The sequence below is a fragment of the Paenibacillus sp. RC67 genome (assembly GCF_030020805.1).
Lineage (GTDB): Bacteria > Bacillota > Bacilli > Paenibacillales > NBRC-103111 > Paenibacillus_S.
In genome coordinates, this window is record NZ_CP125098.1 from 3,274,159 (window position 1) to 3,297,768 (window position 23,610).

The window sequence follows — 23,610 nt, forward strand, 5'->3', positions numbered from 1 at the left end:
AGAACATTTCATTGGAGGTTTGTGGTAAGACGATTTGGTTAACAGGGCTCCCAAGCTCTGGAAAAACAACAACGGCATTAGCTTTAACAACGGCTCTCAAAGAAAAGGGGGTAGGGGTTGAATGCCTGGACGGTGATGAGCTTCGGCGCGAGGTAGGACGGGAGCTTGGATTCAGCAAGGAAGATCGGATGGAAAATATTCGCCGTGCCGTTTACATTAGCAGACTATTGAACCGCAATGGAGTCACAACCGTCATTTCGATGATCGCTCCCTATGTTGAGATGCGGGAATATGCGCGTTCAGCACTGGAACAATACATAGAAGTATTCGTAGATTGTCCATTGGAGGAATGCATCTGTCGGGACGTTAAAGGTCTATATGCTAAAGCAAATAGGGGCGAGATTGCTTCATTTACCGGCATTTCAGACGTCTATGAACCCCCGTTGCATCCGGAAGTCACTATACATACTTACGGGAATAGTATCGATTTCAATATAGCGAAGATTATGGACTATTTGGCTAAGAATTAGCCCATGCACGTCGACGTGCCGTTAAGGGGGATTGTATTTTGAACCGACCGTTATTGAGAGCAGAAGCCATCATCATTAGCTCTGATAGAGAAAGGATTCTAGTTCAATGCGATGATGAAGAAACCTTCTATCGATTTCCTGGTGGTGGGATAGAATTTGGTGAAACGGCCTCAGAAGCGATCCAAAGGGAGCTAATCGAAGAGTACGAATTGCAAGCGGACATTGGCCCGCTGGCGTGTCTTAATGAAAGCATAGTGGAATATGACGGGAAGAAAAGGCATGATTGTACTATTTTACATCGGGGCTCCATTAATGATGCGTTCATTCCAGATTCCATAGACCATAAGGAACGGCAGGGTATCAAGCTGACTTGGCGAACATGGGAACAATTACAGCAAAAGCCTTTGTATCCTGAGGGGATATTGGAGTTTCTTCTAGAGAGGAAAGATTCGGTGCTTCATTCGGTAGTTAAGAAAAACTACGCTGAGTAACCTGTTTAAAAATAACCAGGGCGATGTAGATGCAAAACTATAAGGGAGAGATAAAGATGAAGAAACCTCAACTTGTTTTAGATGCGGCCGGTGTTATAGTAACGAACTTGTCTCCATCATTCTGGCAAGAAGAGGTTGCTGCCGCTGCAAATATTCCATATGAAGACGTGAAAGCTCTGTTTAAAAAAGAAATGCGTCTTAGACTATGGAATGGGGAAGTCAGTTTGGATGACTTCTGGAGCTGGCTCTTTAATCACTTCCCTGTACTTGATCAGGTACATATGAAAACCTGTATGGATAGGCATTTGGTTGCGTTGCCTGCGTTGGAACTTATTCCGCAATGGAGTGCACTCGCGGATATCCATATTCTCAGCAACCATCGTGCGGAGTGGTTGACACCCTTACTTGAGCCTGTAGCCAATAACCTTAAGAGCGTCACCATCTCTAGTGAAGCGGGCTGCTGCAAACCGGAATCAAGGATTTATCATCTTGTCCGTAATCATTTTGAAGATACTACAGCAAAGATTATCTACGTCGACGATCAAGAGAAAAACCTGGTGGAACCCAAGAGAATGGGTTGGCATACGATTATTGCTGATGAAGACGGTAGGTGGATTTCAGAGGTAGGGAAGTTGTTGAATGAGTAAGGTTAGCGATTCATTAGGCAACACAGGAAACCTAACAGGACGAAGTCTATGGAATATATTTACATATATCAATTAAGCTTATAAAATATAGATACACTAACGAAGGGCAGGCAGCGTTTTGAAAAAGCGTAGGCATAAGTTCTTATACACCATCGCACTTGGAATATCCGTTTTTATTGGTTCCGTATTTTATGAGAAACATTATGATCATGTCGAAACAAGCAGCACCGCTAATGTGCAATTGATTTTTCCAACAGATCGATTTCCCGAAACAGCACAGCATATCAAGGACGCCATAGCGTCTGGTGAATCCTCTATTTGTACCATCGATCGCAAAGGAGCGGAAGATAATCGGAAGAAATCGCTCCATGCCATTCCTACCAAAAAAGGCTACGATCGTGACGAGTGGCCAATGGCCATGTGCAGTGAAGGCGGAGAAGGCGCTGATATTCGATACATATCTCCTTCGGACAATCGAGGCGCAGGCAGCTGGGTTAGTAATCAGGTAGAAAAGTACCCAGATGGAACTAAAGTGATGTTCATTGTTAAATAACAATGGACTTTTATTATACCAAGGAAGATGGGGATGGAACTCAACCAGCTTGAGGATCTTTTGGGGTATGTTTGAATTTGAGTTGAGGAGGGGCGCTGTGAAAGCTGAGCAATGGATGAAGACAATGAATGTGATTTTCGGGGATCTGTTAACACAGTTCGATGAGGGCGAGGAATTTGCCTTCTATAAATATGGGCCGGAGTCCATTCATCGGATTGGTTATGCAACGAATATAACTCCTGATATCATCAGGCAAGCAGCTGATCATAAAATAGATCTGATCATGACACATCACGATGCGTGGCATTTTATTTATGGGATGAAAGAGGAATGTCACGATTTACTGAGGATTCATGGCATCCATCATTTCTTTGTTCATTTGCCCCTGGATTATGCCGATTTCGGTACATGTCCTTCATTGCTGAAAGCTATAGGAACGGATAGACTAATTCAACCCTCTATTCATCATGAAACAAGAAGTGTTCCAGGAATTGGTGAATTTAATCTCACGCTGACATTGGAAGAGCTGCATGAAAGAATGAAAACGGTGCTCGATGAGGATGTTCGAGTGTGGAAACACTCTAATAAACGGATAGAACGAGTTGGTCTTGTGACAGGAGCAGGCAACTCTACTTTATCGATTCGCGATGCTCACGAAGCAGGATGCGATGTTTATATCACTGGAGAGAAAACCTTATATACGATTCAGTACGCTCAATACATAGGGATGAACTTGATTGTCGGGAGCCATACGTTTACAGAGATTTTTGGCGTCAGATCGCTAACAGAGAAGCTGAGCGAGCGGTTCCCTTATCTAGAATTCATTGAGCTGAAGGAAGCTCATATTGAATGATACTATGGGGCAGCCTTAAGGGCGTGCCCCATAGTTATTGCTTCACTACGAACCTGTTGAACGGTAATGCCTCACACCAATATGCCATACTAACAAACATGGAATTAAGAACAGAATTCCTGATAATGGCAAGAGCGCATACAACGGACTGTCCATGCCATCTCGACCCAGAATATAATTCAAAGGTAAATAATTGACGCAGCCGAAAGGAATGATGAAGGTGAATATTCGTCTTGCCCAGGTGTGATAAATATTCAGAGGGTATTGGTTCATCTCACGTCCGCCGTCGGTAAAAATGTTGGCAATCTCAAGCCCTTGAACGGTCCAGAAGCTGATTGAGGCAGCCAAAATGAAAATGCCTGTAAAAATAACAGCTCCGCTAGCAATCATTAACCCCAAGGTCAATATTTTCAGAAGGGACCAATCCACTGAAATATGCAAGCAAGACCAGACGAGGACAATCCCACAGAGGAACAGTCGACCTATACGAGCAAATTCAAATTTGGAGCCGAACACTTGAACAACCGTACTTCGAGGACGGACGAGCAGTCTATCGAAGTCACCGCTTACAACAAGACTGGCGAAGGTATCGAAGCCGCGTCCAAAGCATTCCGTAATCGAAAAAGCCATATTAGTGACTGCGAAGCATAGCGCCACCTCGTAGAAACTCCACCCCTTAACCATACCAAAACGATCAAACATGAAGTACAAGCCTGCAAAAGTCGTAAAAGGCGTCAAGCATTGCCCTAGAGTAAGAAGCAGGAATGAAGTGCGATATTGCATTTGCCCTTTTAAGAAAAGCATCATGTATTTGAAATAAAGTTTCATTTTTTTAAATTACCCTCCTTGCACCACAACGCGTCTTAGTGCCTTATCCATGGCTACTTTCCCTAGAACAACCAATGCAGCCAACCAGATCAGTTGAAACATTAATCCTTCTACTGCCTCTGACTTCGACAGGTTCCCTGTGAATACTCGAAACGGAAAATCGGCGGTCCAGTGAAACGGTAACATATATACGATTTGCTGCATCCAGCTAGGCATCAGAGGAACAGGGATAATAAGACCAGCAAAGAATTCACCGAAGACGCTGAAGACTAATAGCGAGCCCACTGGTGACATTGTTACGAATACCGAGATGTAAATGAGCATGGAGAGGGCAACGATCATGAACAAACCGACCATAAGCACAGTGAGAAATAGCAGAAATGAGGTGAAATCCGGAGGAAGCTTCAGCCCGTAAGGTTCAGGCAGGAAAAACACCACGATCAGAATGGGGAAGCAGCGCAGAAGAGCGCTCGATAGTCGTTGGGCCAGCAGTTTGGCATACCAGAGTCCATATAGGCCGCTTGGCCTGCATAGTTCATAAGCGATATTGCCGGTTGTGATGAGCTGGAACAGTTCATTGTCTCTAAGCCATAGTACAACAAGTGCGAGGAAACCTTGTTTAAGCCATGTATAGGTGACTACTTGGGAGAGGGTCATCGGCGGTTCTTGTGTAGCGTGGCCATAGAACGCCTCAAAGATCATAATAAACATAAAGCCGAAGAAAAATTGGGTTCCGATGCCTGCGAGTGCCGCTGCACGGTATTGAAGTCCAGTGTTGATACGAAGTTTGAAAACCGCTATGTATCCTTTCATCATAACTGGTACTCCTTATACATTTGAACAATGATGTCTTCTATGGGCTGTGTATCGATCGTTACGTCCAGCAATTCGACTTGGGAGGAAAGCCTCGTCAGAGCTTCCGATATCATGATTTGCTCTGTATCGACGCTTAGAATGGCCCGTTCCGGCGTCCATGACATTAGCGTTGCGCCTGGTATTTGAAGCGGGCTGTTGTTCTCTCGGTATTCTGCTGTTATGGTTCTTCTAGTACCAAAACGTCCCCGTAAGCCCTGAATGCTGCCATCATAGAGCAGAGTTCCTTTACCAATTAGTAAAATCCGATCTGCAAGAGCTTCGATATCATTCATATCGTGAGTCGTTAGAATGACGGTGACGCCTTTCTCCTTGTTGATTGTTTTAATAAAATGACGTACTGCGATTTTGGAAACCGCATCGAGACCGATAGTTGGCTCATCGAGAAACAGGATGCTTGGGTTATGAAGCAATGAAGCTGCGATTTCGCAGCGCATTCGTTGACCTAGACTGAGCTGACGAACCGGGGTGTTAATGATACTTCCCAGATCAAGCGAATCAATAAGAAGTGAAAGCGAGCTTTTGTATTCTGACTGGGGTACGTTATAAATATCGCGCAGCAGCTCGAATGAATCCATCACGGGTACATCCCACCATAGCTGGGAGCGCTGCCCAAACACGACCCCAATGTTCTTAACGTAGGGTACCCGATCCAACCATGGTGTAAAACCCTTAATAGTGCAGGTTCCTCGATCTGGTACTAGAATACCGCTCATAACCTTGATCGTGGTCGATTTGCCAGCTCCATTGGGACCAATGTAGCCGACGATTTCTCCCGGTTCGATGGAAAATGAGATATCCTGAAGCGCTTCCACAACAGTGAATTCTCGATGAAACAATGATTTAATCGCATGACTTAGACCTGATGTGCGTTTGGCCACCAGGAACGACTTGCTAATTCCGTTTACGGTTATCAAGCTTGAAACCTCCATTCTTTTTAGAGAGACGGAAGGAAATGATACCACTAATAGTAAATATGTGTCAATAATTTTTTTGGAATTGGGTTTGAACTGCCTTTAGCTTAAAAGGACTACTGTTCTATTTATTATTGAATGGTATAATAAACTAATATTAGTAATTTATAGTAAGATGAACCGAGGGAGATGGAGTATGAACACTATGATTAGTCCGATCATGCCGAATGTGGAAAGTGTATTTATTCACGTGTCCGATCTACAGAAATCGGCTGAGTGGTACAGCATGGTCATGGGATTGCCATTGCTGCAAGAACGGTTGAATGGAGGGAATGTGTACTGGTTCATGCTTGAAGGGGGAACGGGGATTATTCTCGATGATAATTCTAGTAACGAGCCGGATGTACCCCATGTGAGGTTCATGTACAAGACCTTGGATATCAGGGCAGCTCATCAGTATATGATGAATCATGAAATCAGTTCACTATCTTCTATCGATACCCCTCATCAAGGACTTTCGTTTTTTAGATTTACGGATGCGGACGGCAATTCGCTAATGGTAACCCAATCGGATTACAAATCAGAAGTGGTTAAGCCTCTAGATTCCGCGAATAGTCCCATTCGGAACCGAATAAGCGGAATTTTTTTGAATGTAACAGATATGAACCGGGCTATGCGTTTTCATAGAAAAGTATTAGGTCTGCCTTATGATGCTGAGCTTGGGCAGGAAGTGTCTATTCATCCGATACCGATGAGCGTTGGTGCTAACGTTTTATTGGATAACAACCGTTTCCGACACGGTGATAATTACGAGACGCTTTTCATGTTGGCTACTTCCGATGTAGAAGCAGCAAAGGAATATTTGCAATCGAACTCCGTGTCTATATTCACAGACATTGAAAGATATGGCGACATGGCCTTCTTTACGGTTAAAGATCCGGATGACAACGTCATTATGATATGTTCAGATGCGAGATAATGACGTGACGATCTAATATAGTCAGTTGAGAGGTTGCTGGATTTGTTTTATCGGCAGCCTATTCGACATGTTTTAAATCGGTTTGAATTGTTGGATTGTATTTACAAATCGCATGTCTGGAATCGAGTAACCAGAAGGAATTTCCCTAATAATATGATCCCAAAGAGGGACGTCCGTTATATTAGGTATCGAGGGGGTATTTTGCAGAAAAAGAGAGTTATAAGAAGGAGGCAGTACATGGTTTGCATGATGCACATGCTTTCCATTGCTGCTTTTTTTGTGATTTCTCTTAGTGTTCTTCTTTTTCGTCGTTCTTTTTATTAATTTGTGCTTAGAGTGCTGATTTAATGTTTTTTTTTATTCACGATCCCACGTTTCATTTTATATTTTCGTTTTAAGGAAGGCTTTCCTTTTTTGGAGTTACGTATTATTCCTAATCGGACCTGCTTGATTTTCATCCTCAACTTCAATCGCCTCCCATACCCGCAGTCCGAACGTTTTTACTCTCACTTCGCTGGCTATTGATCTGTATTGCTCGTTTGTATATCCGAATATTGCGCTCGGTCATCGCTGAGAGTGACCAGTATTTGCTCGCCCACACTTGGGCATGGTAACCTAGACGATTGCACAGTCCTGGATCATCCAGTGTCATTTTTAGATGTTGGTATAGTTGTTCATGATTACCAGCTTCAGAGATTAACCCCGTAAGTCGATCTGCCACCATTTCGGGAATACCGCCGGCATCACTGACTAGAACCGGTTTTCCGGCTATTTGTGCCTCCATTACAGCAAAGGGCTGGTTATCCTGTAGACTAGGCAATACGAAGAGATCAGCCATCTTGAGCAATGCAGGAACGTCTGCCCGGTTTCCTAAGAAGACTACTTGCTGATCGAGTCCTAATGATTGGCTTAGCTGCTTAAACTCATTTGCGAGCGCTCCATCTCCTGCCAACCAGCAAACCCAGTCCTTGCGTTCTGCTGCTAATTTCCCCAAAGCATGCAATAAATGTACATGGCCTTTGACAACGTCAAACCGTGCAGAACAAAGAATCACTTTCTTACCCAATGGCTTGGTAATATTTGATGAATTCTGAACAGTCTGTTTCAAATGATCGACATCAATACCATAGGGGGCAACCATGAGGTGATGAGCGGGAACTTGAAAATCTTTAATAAGAAGTTGCTTGAGCCAATTGGAAGGGGTAATTGTGACTTCGCTTGAGGTTGCACCGATGTACTCACGGCTGGCCGAATAATGCCACAGCAGCGAACTGCGATCTTGCTCTGGAATACCCATCTCTTTAAGCTTTACAAACCATTCCATGGCCAAGCATCCATGCATAGTCGTAACTAGCGCAACGCCTGGAGGCCTAACTCTAGATATAGCATGAGCCGAAATAATATCCTGTGCATGAATGATATCATATTGTTTCAACCCCCAACTTGCAGCCGCGATTTCAAGGCAATATCGATCAATTTCGCTGGTTCTAATCCAAGGATCAAGTCCTGGAAGATGCTGATCAAAGAAAAGGTTAGCTCTTTCCGATATAATCGGGGCAATTTTATTTTTTTCAAGGACGAAAGATTGTGAAGGAACATAGTAGGATTGAGCATCCGGTGTCGGACAAAATAAATCAACATGATGCCCTTCACGCTCCAGCCCTTTCCGAAGCTGATCTACGTAAGTACTTACACCTCCAACATGAGGGAGACCCCAACTACAGACAATGAGTATTTTCATAATCGTTCCTCCCTTAGTGAAGAGTCTATACATCGTATGAACAGCAAACGAGGAATGAGAGGTACATCCACCCGTTTTTTAGAAGAATCCTGCTAGACGATAGGCTATATACCTTTAAGGTGAGTTATATTCATTGTTAAATGAAGTCGAAAATATCCATTTGGAAGGTTTTTCGAGTTGGATTTCTCCTTCATGCAAGACAAACCCCTATATTTTTTTAGACAGGCATTCATCTATACAGAAGGGGAGTGAGATGCGTACCATGGTACAGATTCAACTAGACAAGGGAGGAAGTCTGTTATGAGCCATCCATCCTCATTCAGCATAGGAATTGTAGGGCTGGGCTATGTGGGATTACCACTTGCCAAATTATTTCTTGAAAAGGGGCATACCGTGCACGGGATTGATATTGATGCCAATAGGGTGAACTCATTATTGAAAAGGCAAACTTATTTATCTGATTTCTCCCGCTCGGATGTAAAAGATATGTTCACGAAGAACAGTTTTTTCGTTAGCAGTTCCTTTGAATCGATTGAGCACGTAGATGCGGTCCTTATATGCGTGCCTACACCACTGACAGAAAACCATGAACCGGATCTTAATTATGTCATAGGGGCAATTAAAAGTACGCTTCCGCATTTGCAGCCGGGACAGCTTATTGTTCTTGAAAGCTCCACCTTTCCGGGAACGGTTGATAACATCCTGCTTCCATTAATAGAATCGGAAGGCTTTGTTGTCGGAAGAGATGTATTGTTGGCCTACTCTCCAGAAAGAATCGATCCTGGGAGCCACTGGAAGCTGGAGGACATACCTAAGATCGTTGGTGGCGTCACGTCCATATGCACGGAGAGAGCCAGACAAATATACGAAAGTGCGTTTTCCAACGTCGTAGTCGTTTCGTCACCACGTGTTGCCGAGATGACGAAATTGCTGGAGAACAGCCAAAGATTTATAAACATTTCCTTTATGAACAGTCTCGTAGCCCTATGTGAAGCGATGAACATTAATCTGTGGGAGGTTATTGATGCAGCCGGTACGAAGCCCTATGGATTTATGAAGTATTATCCTGGTCCTGGCATTGGTGGACATTGCATCCCGGTAGATCCGATCTACCTGCTGTGGGCTGCAAAAAACTACGAAATGGAGCTTCCGTTTATTGAACTGAGCCAGCAAGTGAACGACAAGATGCCGGAATATGTAATGGAAAAGGTAAAAAGACATTTAGCCAAGTCAACGGACGGAAATCATATTCTCATCATTGGTGTGACTTATAAAAAGAATGTGAATGATATTCGAGAGTCCAGTGCACCAACAATTATAGCAGGGCTATTAGAAAGCGGATATAAGGTAAGCTATCACGATCCTTATGTGGAGGAGCTTCAAATAGGGGACTGCCAGCTTAAAAGTACACCTTTAACAGCCAGAAACATGAAAAACTACGCTTGCACGGTCATCCTGACGGATCATTCTCATATCCCTTATGAGCTGCTTGTAGCTCATTCTCCGCTAGTCATTGATTTTCGCAATGCAACCAAGCATTTGAAAGACCGAAACAATGTCATTGTACTTTAATGATGGGTTGAGAGGAGCAGCTGAAGGATGAACATATTAGTTACTGGCGGAGCCGGATTTATCGGATCACATCTTGTGGAGAGCTTGCTGAAGCTGGGCCATCATGTATGGACATTAGATGACTTATCAACAGGGCGTCTCGATTATTTAGAGGGCATCATCAAAAATCCAAGACATAAATTTGTTCAGGGCTCTGTTACAGATAAAAAGCTGTTGAAAAAGCTGATTGCAAAGGTAGATCTTGTCTATCATCTTGCAGCAGTTCTAGGTGTAAAGAATACGGTAGAAGATCCGTTAAAGGTCATTGAAGGCAATATTGACGGAACTCGAAATGTGCTTGAGCTTGCATATCTGTACAAGTCGAAGGTAGTGTTTAGTTCGACTTCCGAAATATACGGAAAAAATGAGCTGCTGCCTTTTCATGAAACCTCGGATCGGGTCTATGGGTCTACGGAGATTCATCGATGGTGTTATGCGACAGCGAAGTCCCTCGACGAGCATATGTGTTTTGCCTACGCGGCCAAAGGGCTGCCTGTTACCGTCTTGCGCTATTTCAATGCTTACGGCCCGAGACAGATTAACTCGCAATATGGGGGTGTCGTAGCCCGATTCATTCGTGCCGCATTAATGGAAGAACCGTTGGAAGTTCACGGGAATGGCAGACAGACAAGATGTTTTACTTACGTTGGAGATACGGTAAGCGGGTCTATTCAAGCATTGAAGAAAGAGGCAAACGGGATAGCCATTAATATTGGCTCCAATCAACCGATCGCTATACGCGAGCTTGCTAAGCTCGTTGTGGATTTGACAAAGTCCAAATCGCAGTTGGTATTAAAGACATATGAGGAAGCTTATGGAGTTGGTTATGAAGATATGAAATCGAGAGTTCCAGATTTATCGAGAGCCAGAAGCATTCTTGGATATAGACCGACTGTACGGCTTGAAGAAGGTTTGCTACAGACTATTGAATGGTATAAGCAGCATCGCTGACGATTAGAAGGGAGCCGTTTAACCATCTGGGAGTGTGTTCCATGAAAATATTAATTGTTTCGTACTGGACAGTTCCTAATTCCGGAGGAGTATCTACGTATGTGCTGGCATTAAAGGAAGGACTGGAGATACATGGTCATGAAGTCGATGTGTTTGCACACGATAAGAATGCCACACATTATTATTTGATGAATTCGAATCGAGTTGTAGAAAAGGCTGCAATCTATCAAATGGTGAAGGAACGCTCCTCATTAAAGAAGAAGGTTGATGCAGCAGTTGATCCTTGGATCAGCCACATGGAAGAGGAAATCGATTGCTTGCAGGAAGCACTAACCTATTTTGGATTAGATGGTTATGATTTGATCCACACGCAAGATATTATTTCAACACTCGCGGTATTTAGATCCAAACCGCTCAATATGCCTTTAATAACAACCATTCATGGGAATCTATCATATGAGTGGTATATCCAGGGAATCATTAAGCCGGGCACCACAGCTTGGCATTGGGCAATTTCTCTTGATAATTACGGAAGCCGGCTAAGCGATGTGACAATCGTACCCTCGCATTGGTTAAAATCCGTCTATGTTAACAACTTTCGTGTCACTAGTGAGCAGTTTCGCGTTATCCCTTATGGAATAAAGCACAACCCTATTGAAAGACAGGTCCGTTCCATGGATAAGACGATATTATTATGTCCAGCCCGCTTCGACCCTGTAAAGGGGCATTATATATTACTTCAAGCATTATCTAAGCTTTTGCTTAAAAGAAGGGATTGGATGTGCTGGTTAGCCGGAGAGGGCGCCTTGAAGGATGATTTGCAGCGGCAGATAGAAACGCTAGGATTAAAGAACCATGTTTTTTTTATTGGACATCGCAATGATATGCCGACCATTTTTGGGAGGAGTGATATCGTAGTTATACCGAGTCTTCATGATAATTTACCGTATTCAATCATTGAAGCCCAGCTAGCAGGAAAACCGGTTGTTGCTTCCAATGCGGGAGGAATACCTGAAATGATCGAGCATGGGCGTACAGGTCTTCTGTTCCCAGTAGGGCAAGCCAGTGAAATGTGCGATCAGCTAGATACATTGCTTTCCAACGTAAGTTCTCAATTATCTATTGGTCATAACGCTCAACATTGGGGGCAAACACATTGGAATCTAAACAGGATGATCAAACATGTAATCCATGAGTATAACTCGGTTAGCAGTCTGAAGGGAGCAGGAGGGGGAAAATGAAGATCTTACTAGCCACTTATTGGCTTCTACCGCATGTTGGAGGGGTATGGACTTATATGCGGCAGTTACAAGCTAAGCTGCAGCTGTTAGGACACGAAGTCGATATCCTTGCGCGTCATCCGGATGAGTTGGGCTATTATTTGTTGGATACAGATCAGTATTTGCATCAGAGTACCCTAAAACCGATAGTTCAGCAGATTATTCGTCCCCTATATGAACAGCAGCTTCCTCATGTCGATCCCTGGATCATCGATCAAGAGGTGGAAAAATGCTGTTATGCTCTTGCAGCACAGTATTTCGGATTGAGCTCTTATGACTTAGTGCATGCTCAAGACGTGATTTCCGCTAGAGCGTTGTGGCAGATTAAGCCGGCTGCTTTACCCATGGCAGCAACTATTCATGGCTCGCTTGCAGCGGATTACTTGGTATTCCTGAATGTTACGCAGCCTCCTGATACGGTGATCTGGCGTTATGCTTGCGCAAGGGAACACTTCGGGGTGATGTCCAGTCATAAGTCGATAGTCCCTTCTAACTGGTTGAAGACGATTCAAGTTAATCAATATCAGGTCCAAAGTGAGCATGTAGCTGTTATTCCCTACGGTATGGATATCGATCCTTTTATTCTTCAAACTCAAGGCAATACAGAGATCGTAAAACCTGCAGACGTGTCTCTAATCATCTGCCCTGCACGTTTGGATAAAGTAAAGGGGCATACGGTATTGCTGGAAGCATTAGCTAAGTTAATAAGAGTAAAGACAGATTGGGTATGCTGGCTTGTAGGTGACGGTTATTTAAGAGATGAGCTGGAACAAAAGACTCAGCAGTTGGGCCTCGAGAATAACGTGCGGTTTCTTGGTAATCGAAGAGATGTTCCAGCCCTGCTTACCCAAGCGGATATTTTCGTTCTGCCAAGCACGAATGATAATCAACCCTTCTCTATCATGGAGGCACAAATCGCTGCGAAGCCTGTCATTGTTTCTGATGCGGGTGGAATTCCGGAAATGGTGGATCACGAATCTACCGGCCTCGTCTTTCCTTCCGGCAGCAGTGAAATGCTGTACCTGCAATTATACCGAGTATTAGCAGATGCGCCTCTAAGATCAATGCTTGCAGCGAATGCTCAACAATGGGGCAGGGAGCATTGGTCGTTAAATACGATGGTGGCACGCACGGAAGAGGTATATCACCTGGTACGAAATGCTGTTAATAACCCCCAAAATATCTGTGCCTCAATCGTCAATTATCAGGCTGGTGTTGAACAGGCTTCACGATCTATGCAGCAATCTTTTGCATTTCACATCCCTTCTGGATACTCCGGTGTAGATACGGATTTAATTAATTGGTTAAAGCTCTAAAGATATAAGAACACATGATTCGAGAACGGAGGGTAGTGACGAATGGCTAATATTCCGGTTACATCCGGTACCAGCTCTCAGCAGGAACCATCTATATCGGTAAATACACTGGATAATTTAACGGTCATTGTGACATCCAACGACACCAGCTTTGGGAATGATAGAACGAGTACTTACCTCTCAACGGATGGCGGACTAACTTACCCCACCAAACTAACTTTTCCTCTACCTACTGGTTTTAACGCTTCAGGGGATGGGGTGGGAGCTTATGGTTATCGCAGTCGGTTTTCGATTGGCTGCACGGCTCTGAATGTAGGTTCTTCGGGTGTTAGCGATTCTTCCATTGTGGTGTATAACTCAACCAATAATGGGGCTTCTTTCTCTGGGCCAGTTATCGTCAATGAGGGGTTCGGAACTCAGGTGTACAACGACAAACCGTATATCGCCATCGATAGCTCTAATGGAAGCCCTTTTCTTGGCTTTACTTATGTTGCTTTTACCCGTTACTATAATAATTTTGCCAGCTCAGAAACCTTATTTCAACGATCACTGGATCAAGGCCAAACCTGGTCTACGCCCATACTCCTATCCAATCAAGTGCAGGGAATAGCCGTTTTTGGATCCACCATTTCGATAGGAGCATTAGGTGAGGTTTATGTTGGCTGGATGCAATATAGTCCCGGAACCCCACAGTTTCTTATACGTCGATCGGATGACGGAGGAGTTACATTTGGTCCTATAGCTACTGTTTCTACAGTAAGTTTAGTTCCAAGCCCTCTACCGGTTCCTGGCTTTGGATTCCGTACACTTACAAGCGCGTATCTCGCTACGGATATTTCTCCAAATCTGGGAGAAGGGATCGTCTACGCGGCGTGGCAGGATAATCGCACGGGGTCCGCTCATATTTTCCTATCCCGTTCTACGGACAAAGGCACCACATGGAGTGTACCCATTCAAGTAGACGACAGCCCTGCAGGCACACAAAACTTCTTTCCGGGCATAGCGGTTTCACGTCTAACGGGCAGATTAGATATTATTTATTATACCAATAGAGTCACAACCACCCTGCTGGATGTGTTTCTTGCTGAATCCGATAATGCGGGCTCATCTTTCCTTGCCAGCAGACGCCTTTCGGACAATTCCTTCGATCCCAATGCCGATCCTACCTTTGGCGAACCGTGTACAACCATCGGAGATTACATTGAAGTGGCATTTATCGATTCGGATGTACCGCTTGCCGTATGGACAGGGATTATTGGCGGCATTCAGAACATCATCCAGGGTAGCTAGCAGCTAAATGTTTTGAATAATATTTTGGACATTGTTAATCATTCCGGTCCAAACTGTAGTAGGTCTATCCGGATAGGAGAAGGCAACATCAATATAGTCACCTAATGATGTGCATGGCTCTCCGTAGCTTGGATCTGCATTAGGGTCAAATGATGTATCGGAAAGACGCGTATTGACAGCAAAAGTAGCACCGGCATCACCAGAAGTAGTTCCAAATACATCGAGCATACTGGAGTCGACGCGGTTCGTGTAGTAGACAATCTGGATGAGGCCTGTTATTCGAGATACCGCAATATTCGGATAAAAGTTTTGGGTTCCAACTGGACTGTCATCTACTTGAATTGGCGCCGACCAAGTATTGCCTTGATCTAATGACCTGGACAGATAGATATGAGAAGATCCTGTTCGGTAGTCCTGCCATACGGCGTAGACGATTCCTTGACCTAGATTGGGCGAAATATCTACGGCTAGAAAGGCGCTGGTCAGCACTCTAAAACCAAATCCGGTCACAGGGAGCGGGCTGGGAACAAGAGATATATTGGATACAGCTACTATCGGATTGAAAGTAGCACCACCGTCATCGGAGCGGCGAATGAGGAATTGCGGATTGCCAGGGCTGTACTGTGCCCAAGCGACATACACTTGACCTGTCGGACCTATGGCCACATTCGTTCCGAATACTGCTGTGCCGACCATTTGATTGGATAGCAGCATCGGAGTCGACCAAGTCTGTCCCAGATCTAAGGATTGTTGGTAGAACGTTCCGGAGGTGGCGAAGTTATCGTAATAGCGTGTAAACCCGACGTGAGCAAACCCGAGATAAGGACTGCCATTGGAATTATCGATTTGAAGCCAAGGTTTGTCATTATAGATTTGGTCGCCAAAGCCTTCGCAGGTTATTACAGGTCCAGTGAAGGTAACTCCATTATCCATAGAGGTATAAACGGAAATGGAAGAATCCATAACTGGGTTTAAATTCAATTGGGTGCACGTTATCATGAACGTATTGCGATATCCGTAAGCTCCAATGGCATTCCCTTGCGTAGTAAATCCGGTTGGCAGAGGAAGCGTTAGAGTAGAAGGATAGGTAAAACCTCCGTCTTGAGAAACATATACATTGATCCTGGATGTACCAGTAGCTATGCTGCTGGAAGTAACGATGACAGTCAAGTTGTTCAATGTATTTACCGTAATGGAAGGCTCCTGCTGAGATAACGTTCCCATTGTAACCGGTATATTGGTCATGTGGACACCCCTTTCGAGATTTGATAAGGAAACACCGCGAAAACAACTCAACTCCTGAGTTTACACAGGAATCAAGTTGTTTTCTGCTGTGCTTATCCTAATACTTGACCGGTCAAGTTAACTGGACCTGAGATGGCTACATTGCCAAGACCAAAATAGGAAACTGTCAAATAATAAGGTACTGCAACACCGATTGTTGTCGGGTCTGGTATTTGAGTATGAATGAAGGAGGTATTGAAAGTAGTTTGGGTAATAAAGCCCATATTGCCAGGAAATAATTCAGAGTCTGTTATTTGAAACAATATGGGATTCGATGAACTGAACCCGTTTTGGCGAATTCGAAAGGTCAGTTGGGGTGTGACAGCCTGATTCAATAGCTGTATGGACCAGCCTATATTCCCCCAGAATGTAAGCTGATTCGTTGTACTGGTTGCAGTGAGCCATATAGAGGTCAAATTTATTTCTACTCCTTGCGTTAAGCTAAGCGGCAGAGAGCCTGTGCCAGCCGGCACCTCCTGTGTAGCATATTGTAATATCGAGGGCATTTGTTCATTCCTCACTTTCATGAATGTACACCGGAGAGTAGCTGCAAGTTTATCCTAGAATCATACCTGTCAGGTTGACAGGGCCAATAATGGATACAGCCCCGATGCCAATTTGTTGGACTGTCAAAAAGTATTGCTGATAGCTGCCGACTATAGAGGGGCTAGGATTTTCCGTATGATCGAACGAAGTATTAAAGTTGATCGGCATAATAAACTGTTGAAAATCAGGTAAATATTGAGAATCATTTGTTTGAAAAACGATAGGAGCATTAGTTCCAGATCCGCCAATACGGATACGGAATATGAGATCTGGAATAATCGTCTGATTTAATAGTTGTACCTCCCAACCCACTGTTGCTGACAACAAGATATCTACATTTAAGCTTGAAATATTAAGGAAAATGGAAGTTAACGCCAACTCGGTTCCGGTGGTTAAGTTCAGAGGGAGCGATCCCGTACCAATTGCAATTTCTTCATAATCAAAATCAAGGATATTGAGCATCTTCGAATGCAGCTCCTTTGTGTTAAATTATGGCGATATTAACGGATATATTCGTTAATCTAACCTAAAACAAATCCGGTCAAATTGACGGGACCTACAATGGAAGCATTGCCAACTCCAATATTTTGTATGGTTAAAAAGTATTGCTGAGCGGTACCAATAACAGACATAGGTGGCAGCTCGGTATGGTCGAATGCCGTTGTCATCCCGATAGTCATACTGATCGAGTTATTCCCAATGAGAAGCGCCGAGTCGGAAGTTTGGAATATGATAGGTGAGTTCGTTCCATATCCGCCACGGCGAACTCGAAATATCAATTCGGGTGCTATTGTCGTTGAGGTAATTTGCGCTTGCCAACCCACAGTGGAGTACATAAATATATATTGATTTGAGCCGTTGACACTAAGCCAAATTTCCGTTAATGGTAGTTCAGGTTGTCCTGCATTTACAGCTATGGGTAGTGATCCTCCGCCAATAGGAACCTCTTCAAATTCAAAATCAAGTATATTTAACATGTATAATCCATCTCCTTTTAAATCTTTTTTCATTTTGTTAAATCAATAAATTGATGCACGGCATTTAAGCAAAGGCAACTTGTCCAACCAGTAAGTCTACTGCTTCTTCTATAAACCATCTTGACTTAATTCCATCAAGCACTCCTTTTCTGTTGAAATCTGATTCTATATCACAATATTCAAAGAAAGTTTAAAAGAAATGTACAAAGACCCCAATGCAAATGAACATATTTGCACTGAGGTTCAATGGCAAGCTATTAGAGCTTAAACCGTATGGCTCGATACTCTTCATCTTTAAGCTTGATAAAATCCGATTCACTGCGACCGAAATAGGTGACCTCCGCATAGCTTGATACTTTTCTTGGCTTTGTTGACTCCATATAAAAGAGTTCACCCATTGGGTTTTGATAATATTTATAGGGGAATAACCCATTGGTCTGTAGCGTATCCTCTGTGATTGGATAATCCATTGGCAATATGCTGAGCAAACTGTCGGGCAGCTCAACAACTTTTTTAAAATCAAATTGCAATCTATGAAAAACGGTCTCCGAAGTGAAAGGATGACGTACCTTACTGTGAACCCAATAAATGGTTGGACCCGATCCTTTGGCTAAAAAACAATTCGGACTGAATCGTAGAGAATGATCTTTGCGAATGAATTCACCTGTAGGATAAAGCTTAAGTTCGGAATCCAATACGGTAATAACATCGTCGAAGCTGTAACGGTAGTATATAAAGGAGTTCATATCATAAAATGCTCGCTTGCAGCCATCCTCCAGCAAGAAAACCGTATGTGAGCGAGCTCCCTTAAGAAGAGTCCCATCGGGATAACGATATAGGACTGAGTCTGATTGTCGAACTTTTGACTCTAGCATCTCGTTGAGAACCATCAATATGGATTGGAGTCTGCTGCGATAAGCTTCAATGCCAAAGCAATTTATAATCGCACTGCGATTAAGCGCTCCCTTAGTTATTCTCAGTTGGCGATCTTTTATGAATCTTGCTGCTGCTTTCGTTAGCCCAGATATATCTCCCTGTTCCAAGATCCATTCAGCGTTATCCGTCTGAACCATCAACTCGACGAGGCCACCGGATCGATAAGCAATAATAGGTTTGCTGAAGAGCATTCCCTCCATAGCGGTCATACCAAAGCCTTCAGAAACAAGACTAGGAACAACAACAACATCGAGAGAGGGATATACGGTTTCGATATTTTTGGTAAAAGGGATATGGTGAAACTGTGCGGAATGCCCTGACTGTTCTATCATGGAAAGGATTTGATTGTCGAAATTTTTGTCTTCAGACGGATTGCCTATGAGAGTAAAATGAGCTGTAGGATGGGACTGATAGATAGCCTGAGACATCTCAACAAAGTCACGAATGCCTTTTTGTGGTACCAAATCAGAAGCAATAATTCCAAAATGAATGCTATTAATATCAACGATGCCAAGTTGAGCACGCCTCTCGACTCTTTCGGTATTCCACTGACTAGTGGAAAGTTCCCCTTCACGTATGGACGGATATAGAACATGTTTATTGATGTGATAATTATTAAAAGGAATAAGGGTAGTCAGAGAGCATCCAATTAACAGATCCGTGTGCTTAACAATTTCTGTTAAAGCAAAAGCTGTATAGGGGGTATGTGAAATAACTTCGTTAATAATCCATAGGACGGGGATACCCATCTCTTTGGCTGCAAGAGCCGGAGCTAGATTGACACAAGTATTCGTAATAATCAAATCCGGAGAATAGTTATGCAGCATATCTATTATTGGGGCAATAGGTGCTGAGGCTGTGAAGCTTCTTATTTCTTCTTCCATATTCGGCTCAGGCTTGTATAAAGACCAAAGAAGGGGGTAGGGGATGATTTCGACTTGAATATCTAATTCTGCTGCAAAGTCGGCCAGCATTCCTGGAGAAGGGACTACGAGAGTACAATCGTATGGATTGCGTAGTTCCTGTAGCATCATTAATAGGTATTTCTCAGCGCCCGTTATTCGATTCGGAGAGCACATATGTGAAAAAGCCATTAGTTTGAATCGATGAGCATTCATCACCTCAACTCCTTTTGTTTACCTATTTCTCCTTAGGCCGTTTAGTTTGCAACGTAATATTGGTAGGTATCTACAAGTCCCTGAAACAAACCTGTAGAAGGAGTCCAACCTAGTACGGATTCCGCTTTTTTATTGTCAAGGCAGCTGTGCTTAATATCTCCTGAGCGTTCGGGTCCATGGTTGATTTCAATGGGTTTGTCATGAACTTGTTGAAGGGTACTGACTAGTTGATTTACAGATGTAGCAGAGCCGGTACTTACATTAACCAGTTGGTCGGCTCCACTTGAAATAGCCGCAAGATTGGCGTTCACGATATCCTTTACATAAATAAAGTCACGAGTCTGTTCTCCGTCTCCATGTACAAAAAGGGATAGATCTTGTTTGAGCTTGTTCATGAAAATAGCGATCACTCCGCCTTCGCCTTTAGCGGTTTGTCTTGGACCGTAAACATTACTGTAACGTAAAATGGTGTATTCTAATCCATACAGTTGACGAAACAAACGAATATAGCTTTCTCCCGCGGATTTGGATAGTCCATAATAAGAGATAGGGTTCACTGCCATCGATTCCTGAATCTTTTGTTGCGATACGTCTCCATATACAGCGCAGGAAGAGGAGAATATGATTTTACGTACGGATGCTTCTTTACAAGCACTCAGTAATCTAATGGTTCCACCAATATTAATGTCAGCATCTTCGTTAGGATCCTGAATCGATCGTTGAACATCTACTTGAGCAGCTAAATGAAACACAATATCTGGCTTTACTTTCTCAATAATGGCAGAGCTTTCTTTGCGGTATATATTCTCTATATGAAGATAGGCAGACGGATGAACATGACTGAGTTGACCTGTCGATAAGTTATCAATTACATGTACTTCATGGTTTTGATCAACAAGCGCTTCTACAAGATGAGAGCCTATGAAGCCAGCACCACCAGTCACTACGGCTTTCATGCGTAATCTCCTTCCGGGCATTCGTACTTGGATTCCAATATCAATATTTATTGTACGTTCATACCCGTGATGCCGTGTGGATAGATGTCACGCTTTTGAGACAGGGTTCTCAAATAAAATAGGAGAGGAGCTTGTGAATGGGAATATTGGAGCGGAGTTGTGGACCTCATTAATCGAGGTAATAAATGATTCAAAAACAAATGCTCCATTTTTTAACATTCGATTCTGTGCTATAGTCTATCCTTAATAACCATCTAATACGTTTAATTTGAAGGGTGATGAGGGTAGAGTGAGAAATACTTTTAAACCTGATTTGCAAATGGATGAAGTCGTTAAACTGATCAAGCTTAGTATGAAGGGCAATATAGAGAATATCATGGAATACAAGGGCGGGAACATGAATCAAGTATTCTCTTTCGATTGCGATGGCAAGGGCTATATTCTTCGGGTCGGTCACAAGCAGGGGAGCACTTTACAAGAGGTCCGAAACAAGCAAAATTTGTTGAATCAATTCGTATTCCATGGAGCACCATTAGCTCTAAATATGGATGCAGGGGAGTATGAAGAGCTGATTTACCAAATTGCGGTAAGGCTGGACAGTACAACTTTATCCGAGCTTAATGCAGATCAAAAGAAGGGTGCAAAAAGCGGCTTGGCCGGTATTTTGTCTCGAATGCATCGTGTGGATGTAAGCTCATCCAAAGGCTATGGTTGGATAACTTCAACAGGGGATGGGGAATTCTCTTCATGGGGACAGTTCGCGCGTTCCTTCTATTTGTCGGAGCAGCAAGGCTTCTGGGAGAACTGGACGGACTTGTTTGAAACGAGCTTTCTCGAACGGGACGTATTTACGGAATGTTATAACAGGATGCTTCACTATGTCCAATATAACGAAGATTATCGATATCTTCTTCACAATGACTGTCATGAAAGCAATATTATTGTAAACAACGGTGAGATAGTTGGACTTATTGACGGTAATTTCATGTACGGTGATTTTATAAAAGATCTGGCAGGTTGGATCGATCCGGCTAATCATCATGGTTTAAATGAGGTGTTTTTGGAAACCTACGAGCAGCAGGGTTTTCCGCTTGAACGATTAGAGGAACGGCTCTTGGGCTGTCATTATTTTAGTGGTCTGGATTCTATGAGATTTTATGCTAAAGCCAATAGACGTAAGGATTATGACTGGGTACGCAACCGCTTGTTATCGCTGCCGATGATTTAGTTGGGGAAATAATGTTTCATCCTCAGAAACTAATGTGGAGCTATTGACACATTTGTTTTTGGGGATTATTATACCAGTAAAAGTAAGTGAAAATAATCACATATTATTTATGAGGTGATTTGAATGAGATATCTAATCATTTATAAACGAGGTACGGATTGGAGTGAGGATATACCCCTTAATAATCAACCTTTTATACCGGAACATGCTGTCTACCTGCAATTGTTGTTTGATGAAGGGAAAATTTTAATGGCAGGACCGTTCAAAGATCATACAGGCGGTGGCGTTGTAATTGAAGTGGAGACTGAAGGAGAAGCTGTGCTCATTGCTCAGAATGATCCAGCTGTACTCCATCATACTTTTGATTATGAGCTTAAACATTGGAGCGATATTTTAAATAAATATGAAAACAAGAGCAAGAACTTTAACCAAGACTACTTGGATTACAAGCATAAAGTGCAAAAGGATTTGAACATTATCTAATGACAGAAGGGAAAGCACGCTGCAACATATTGCATCGTGCTAATTGTGTATTCAAAGCTTCCACTTGCGCATAAGTGGAACACCAATCCGGGTAAGCAGCCGTTCCAGAATGAACCAGCTTGTCCTGCGTGTAAAGGGTAAATGGGCATCATATACGGCACTGAACTCGATATCTGCTAGCGCACCACGGTTTCGTTTGAATTCGGCGGCACCAGAGCTTTCGTGTAAACGCCAACCATTTTGTTCCGATAAACCAATAAGAACGGAGGATAGCATACGATACAATCCAAGCTCTTGCGGCAGAGACGTATCATAGCCGAATACGGGGGTTGTCATGACCCCATCCTTCACATAAAATCCCATCACCGCATCCAGTCTATCGGAGGCTGTACAACGCAAAGCATAAAGCTGCAATGTTCTTGACTGAAGTGATTGAGTAAAGAAAGCTTCGGTAAACCATGGATTACAGCGTGAGTGCTTCTCCAGATAGAGCATGTCATAAAGAGATTTCAAGCGAGGAATGTCAGTCAACGTTAACTGCTCGGTTCGAACGACTTCATAGCCGTTCTTTTGCAATAATTGACGATCTCGCTTGATAAGCCATCTTGCTTTTGCATTGGGTGAGCTAAATAGATACACTTGACGACTAGGGATAAAACGGAATTGCTGCTCCCGAAGCGCATGAATCCAAGGCGCATTCACACTGACAGCAAGTGATCTAAAAATAATAGTATGCTCAGGGAAATTGGTACGTAGTAGATCTAGTCCTTTATTTAGAAGGCTCGGAACCTGATCCGGGTATAAATTGGTGGAAAGTAATCCATTGTTCACCTGGACGGTTTGATTCATGCGGCCAGCCTTCAGCAAGAAGCCGATCCCGTCAAGCAAGCGACCTAGTATGGATTCCAGCAAAGGCTGCTTTAATTTATATAGCTCTTCCTTGGCATAGGTGACATAATGCGTATAGGGGGAACAGACATAGCTGTTCTCGTATTCTTCGAAGTTAACCGTGAATGGTAGCAATATATCCCCGAGTCGAAGCACGTATAGGTCCGTGGTAACATTGGCGACGAAATGAGTCGGTGAATGCTCCAGCCACGGAATCAGTAGCTTTGCTGCTAATCGCCCTTCCTGTGTGTCAGGGAAAGGGATATGCCGAGCTGTTGTCCTGTCATATAGCTCTACAGATTTAGCAGCCGCTGATTGAAGAACCAATGAATCCATC

Annotated in this window: 24 protein-coding genes; 13 read left to right on the forward strand and 11 right to left on the reverse strand. The window is 43.4% G+C overall.

The features are described from left to right. Nucleotides 1-11: 11 nt before the first annotated feature. From cysC to QMA13_RS15050, 5 genes are all read left to right on the forward strand, one after another. Nucleotides 12-530, forward strand: coding sequence for an adenylyl-sulfate kinase (gene cysC, locus QMA13_RS15030; RefSeq protein WP_282942359.1), 519 nt, complete (start codon nt 12-14; stop codon nt 528-530). A gap of 38 nt (nt 531-568) precedes the next feature. Continuing rightward, nucleotides 569-1,021, forward strand: coding sequence for an NUDIX domain-containing protein (locus QMA13_RS15035; RefSeq protein ID WP_282942360.1), 453 nt, complete (start codon nt 569-571; stop codon nt 1,019-1,021). Between the two features lie 56 nt (nt 1,022-1,077). Beyond that, on the forward strand, nt 1,078-1,668 hold the full coding sequence (locus tag QMA13_RS15040; RefSeq protein WP_282942363.1) for an HAD family hydrolase: 591 nt from the start codon (nt 1,078-1,080) through the stop codon (nt 1,666-1,668). Between the two features lie 118 nt (nt 1,669-1,786). Further along, nucleotides 1,787-2,221, forward strand: a complete 435-nt coding sequence (locus tag QMA13_RS15045) for a NucA/NucB deoxyribonuclease domain-containing protein (protein WP_481858175.1) — start codon at nt 1,787-1,789, stop codon at nt 2,219-2,221. Between the two features lie 97 nt (nt 2,222-2,318). Further along, on the forward strand, nt 2,319-3,074 hold the full coding sequence (locus QMA13_RS15050; protein WP_282942365.1) for a Nif3-like dinuclear metal center hexameric protein: 756 nt from the start codon (nt 2,319-2,321) through the stop codon (nt 3,072-3,074). Between the two features lie 45 nt (nt 3,075-3,119). Here the strand turns inward: QMA13_RS15050 and QMA13_RS15055 are convergent, their stop codons facing one another. The 3 genes from QMA13_RS15055 to QMA13_RS15065 are packed head-to-tail and all read right to left on the reverse strand — an operon-like array spanning nt 3,120 to nt 5,692. Further along, nucleotides 3,120-3,902 (reverse strand): ABC transporter permease, encoded by a 783-nt coding sequence (locus tag QMA13_RS15055; RefSeq protein ID WP_282942367.1) that lies wholly within the window; start codon nt 3,900-3,902, stop codon nt 3,120-3,122. 9 nt (nt 3,903-3,911) lie between these two features. Beyond that, on the reverse strand, nt 3,912-4,718 hold the full coding sequence (locus QMA13_RS15060; RefSeq protein WP_349254212.1) for an ABC transporter permease: 807 nt from the start codon (nt 4,716-4,718) through the stop codon (nt 3,912-3,914). After that, entirely contained in the window at nt 4,715-5,692 is a 978-nt protein-coding gene (locus tag QMA13_RS15065) for an ABC transporter ATP-binding protein (RefSeq protein WP_282942368.1), read from the reverse strand. The genes QMA13_RS15060 and QMA13_RS15065 overlap by 4 nt, the downstream gene beginning before the upstream one ends. Nucleotides 5,693-5,885: 193 nt before the next feature. On the opposite strand from QMA13_RS15065, the gene QMA13_RS15070 reads away from it, so the two are divergent. After that, entirely contained in the window at nt 5,886-6,668 is a 783-nt protein-coding gene (locus QMA13_RS15070) for a VOC family protein (protein WP_282942369.1), read from the forward strand. Between the two features lie 466 nt (nt 6,669-7,134). Here QMA13_RS15070 and QMA13_RS15075 read toward each other — a convergent pair whose 3' ends face one another. Then, the gene (locus QMA13_RS15075) at nt 7,135-8,409 is read right to left on the reverse strand and encodes a glycosyltransferase family 4 protein (RefSeq protein ID WP_282942370.1); all 1,275 of its coding nucleotides are present in this window, start codon (nt 8,407-8,409) and stop codon (nt 7,135-7,137) included. Between the two features lie 300 nt (nt 8,410-8,709). Between QMA13_RS15075 and QMA13_RS15080 the strand changes: the two genes are divergently transcribed. From QMA13_RS15080 to QMA13_RS15100, 5 genes are read left to right on the forward strand one after another with little or no spacing between them, the layout of a single operon-like run. Beyond that, nucleotides 8,710-9,981, forward strand: a complete 1,272-nt coding sequence (locus QMA13_RS15080; protein ID WP_282942371.1) for a nucleotide sugar dehydrogenase — start codon at nt 8,710-8,712, stop codon at nt 9,979-9,981. Nucleotides 9,982-10,008: 27 nt separating this feature from the next. After that, on the forward strand, nt 10,009-10,971 hold the full coding sequence (locus QMA13_RS15085) for an NAD-dependent epimerase/dehydratase family protein (RefSeq protein WP_282942372.1): 963 nt from the start codon (nt 10,009-10,011) through the stop codon (nt 10,969-10,971). A gap of 41 nt (nt 10,972-11,012) precedes the next feature. After that, on the forward strand, nt 11,013-12,212 hold the full coding sequence (locus QMA13_RS15090; RefSeq protein WP_282942373.1) for a glycosyltransferase family 4 protein: 1,200 nt from the start codon (nt 11,013-11,015) through the stop codon (nt 12,210-12,212). Next, on the forward strand, nt 12,209-13,567 hold the full coding sequence (locus QMA13_RS15095) for a glycosyltransferase family 4 protein (protein WP_282942375.1): 1,359 nt from the start codon (nt 12,209-12,211) through the stop codon (nt 13,565-13,567). The genes QMA13_RS15090 and QMA13_RS15095 overlap by 4 nt, the downstream gene beginning before the upstream one ends. 42 nt (nt 13,568-13,609) lie before the next feature. Continuing rightward, nucleotides 13,610-14,857 (forward strand): sialidase family protein, encoded by a 1,248-nt coding sequence (locus QMA13_RS15100; RefSeq protein ID WP_282942376.1) that lies wholly within the window; start codon nt 13,610-13,612, stop codon nt 14,855-14,857. A 3-nt stretch (nt 14,858-14,860) separates the two neighbouring features. Here QMA13_RS15100 and QMA13_RS15105 read toward each other — a convergent pair whose 3' ends face one another. The 6 genes from QMA13_RS15105 to QMA13_RS15130 all read right to left on the reverse strand — a co-directional run bounded on the left by QMA13_RS15105 (nt 14,861) and on the right by QMA13_RS15130 (nt 20,674). Then, nucleotides 14,861-16,102 (reverse strand): sialidase family protein, encoded by a 1,242-nt coding sequence (locus QMA13_RS15105; protein ID WP_282942378.1) that lies wholly within the window; start codon nt 16,100-16,102, stop codon nt 14,861-14,863. A gap of 92 nt (nt 16,103-16,194) precedes the next feature. Further along, nucleotides 16,195-16,647 carry a hypothetical protein gene (locus tag QMA13_RS15110; RefSeq protein WP_282942379.1) on the reverse strand — a complete coding sequence of 151 codons (453 nt, stop codon included), beginning with the start codon at nt 16,645-16,647 and terminating at the stop codon, nt 16,195-16,197. 49 nt (nt 16,648-16,696) lie between these two features. After that, entirely contained in the window at nt 16,697-17,149 is a 453-nt protein-coding gene (locus QMA13_RS15115; RefSeq protein ID WP_282942381.1) for a hypothetical protein, read from the reverse strand. A 59-nt stretch (nt 17,150-17,208) separates the two neighbouring features. Beyond that, nucleotides 17,209-17,664 carry a hypothetical protein gene (locus QMA13_RS15120; RefSeq protein WP_282942382.1) on the reverse strand — a complete coding sequence of 152 codons (456 nt, stop codon included), beginning with the start codon at nt 17,662-17,664 and terminating at the stop codon, nt 17,209-17,211. Between the two features lie 257 nt (nt 17,665-17,921). Next, nucleotides 17,922-19,718, reverse strand: coding sequence for a glycosyltransferase family 4 protein (locus QMA13_RS15125; RefSeq protein ID WP_282942383.1), 1,797 nt, complete (start codon nt 19,716-19,718; stop codon nt 17,922-17,924). 41 nt (nt 19,719-19,759) lie between these two features. Next, nucleotides 19,760-20,674, reverse strand: coding sequence for an NAD-dependent epimerase/dehydratase family protein (locus tag QMA13_RS15130; RefSeq protein WP_282942384.1), 915 nt, complete (start codon nt 20,672-20,674; stop codon nt 19,760-19,762). Between the two features lie 289 nt (nt 20,675-20,963). Here QMA13_RS15130 and QMA13_RS15135 point away from each other — a divergent pair, with 289 nt between their 5' ends. Both QMA13_RS15135 and QMA13_RS15140 read left to right on the forward strand, forming a co-directional pair. After that, nucleotides 20,964-21,902 (forward strand): phosphotransferase, encoded by a 939-nt coding sequence (locus QMA13_RS15135; protein ID WP_282942385.1) that lies wholly within the window; start codon nt 20,964-20,966, stop codon nt 21,900-21,902. Between the two features lie 123 nt (nt 21,903-22,025). After that, entirely contained in the window at nt 22,026-22,385 is a 360-nt protein-coding gene (locus tag QMA13_RS15140) for a YciI family protein (RefSeq protein WP_282942386.1), read from the forward strand. A gap of 51 nt (nt 22,386-22,436) precedes the next feature. On the opposite strand, the gene QMA13_RS15145 is transcribed toward QMA13_RS15140, so the two are convergent. Continuing rightward, nucleotides 22,437-23,609: a GNAT family N-acetyltransferase gene (locus tag QMA13_RS15145; RefSeq protein ID WP_282942387.1), complete on the reverse strand. Its 1,173-nt coding sequence runs from the start codon at nt 23,607-23,609 to the stop codon at nt 22,437-22,439. Between the last annotated feature and the right edge of the window lies 1 nt (nt 23,610).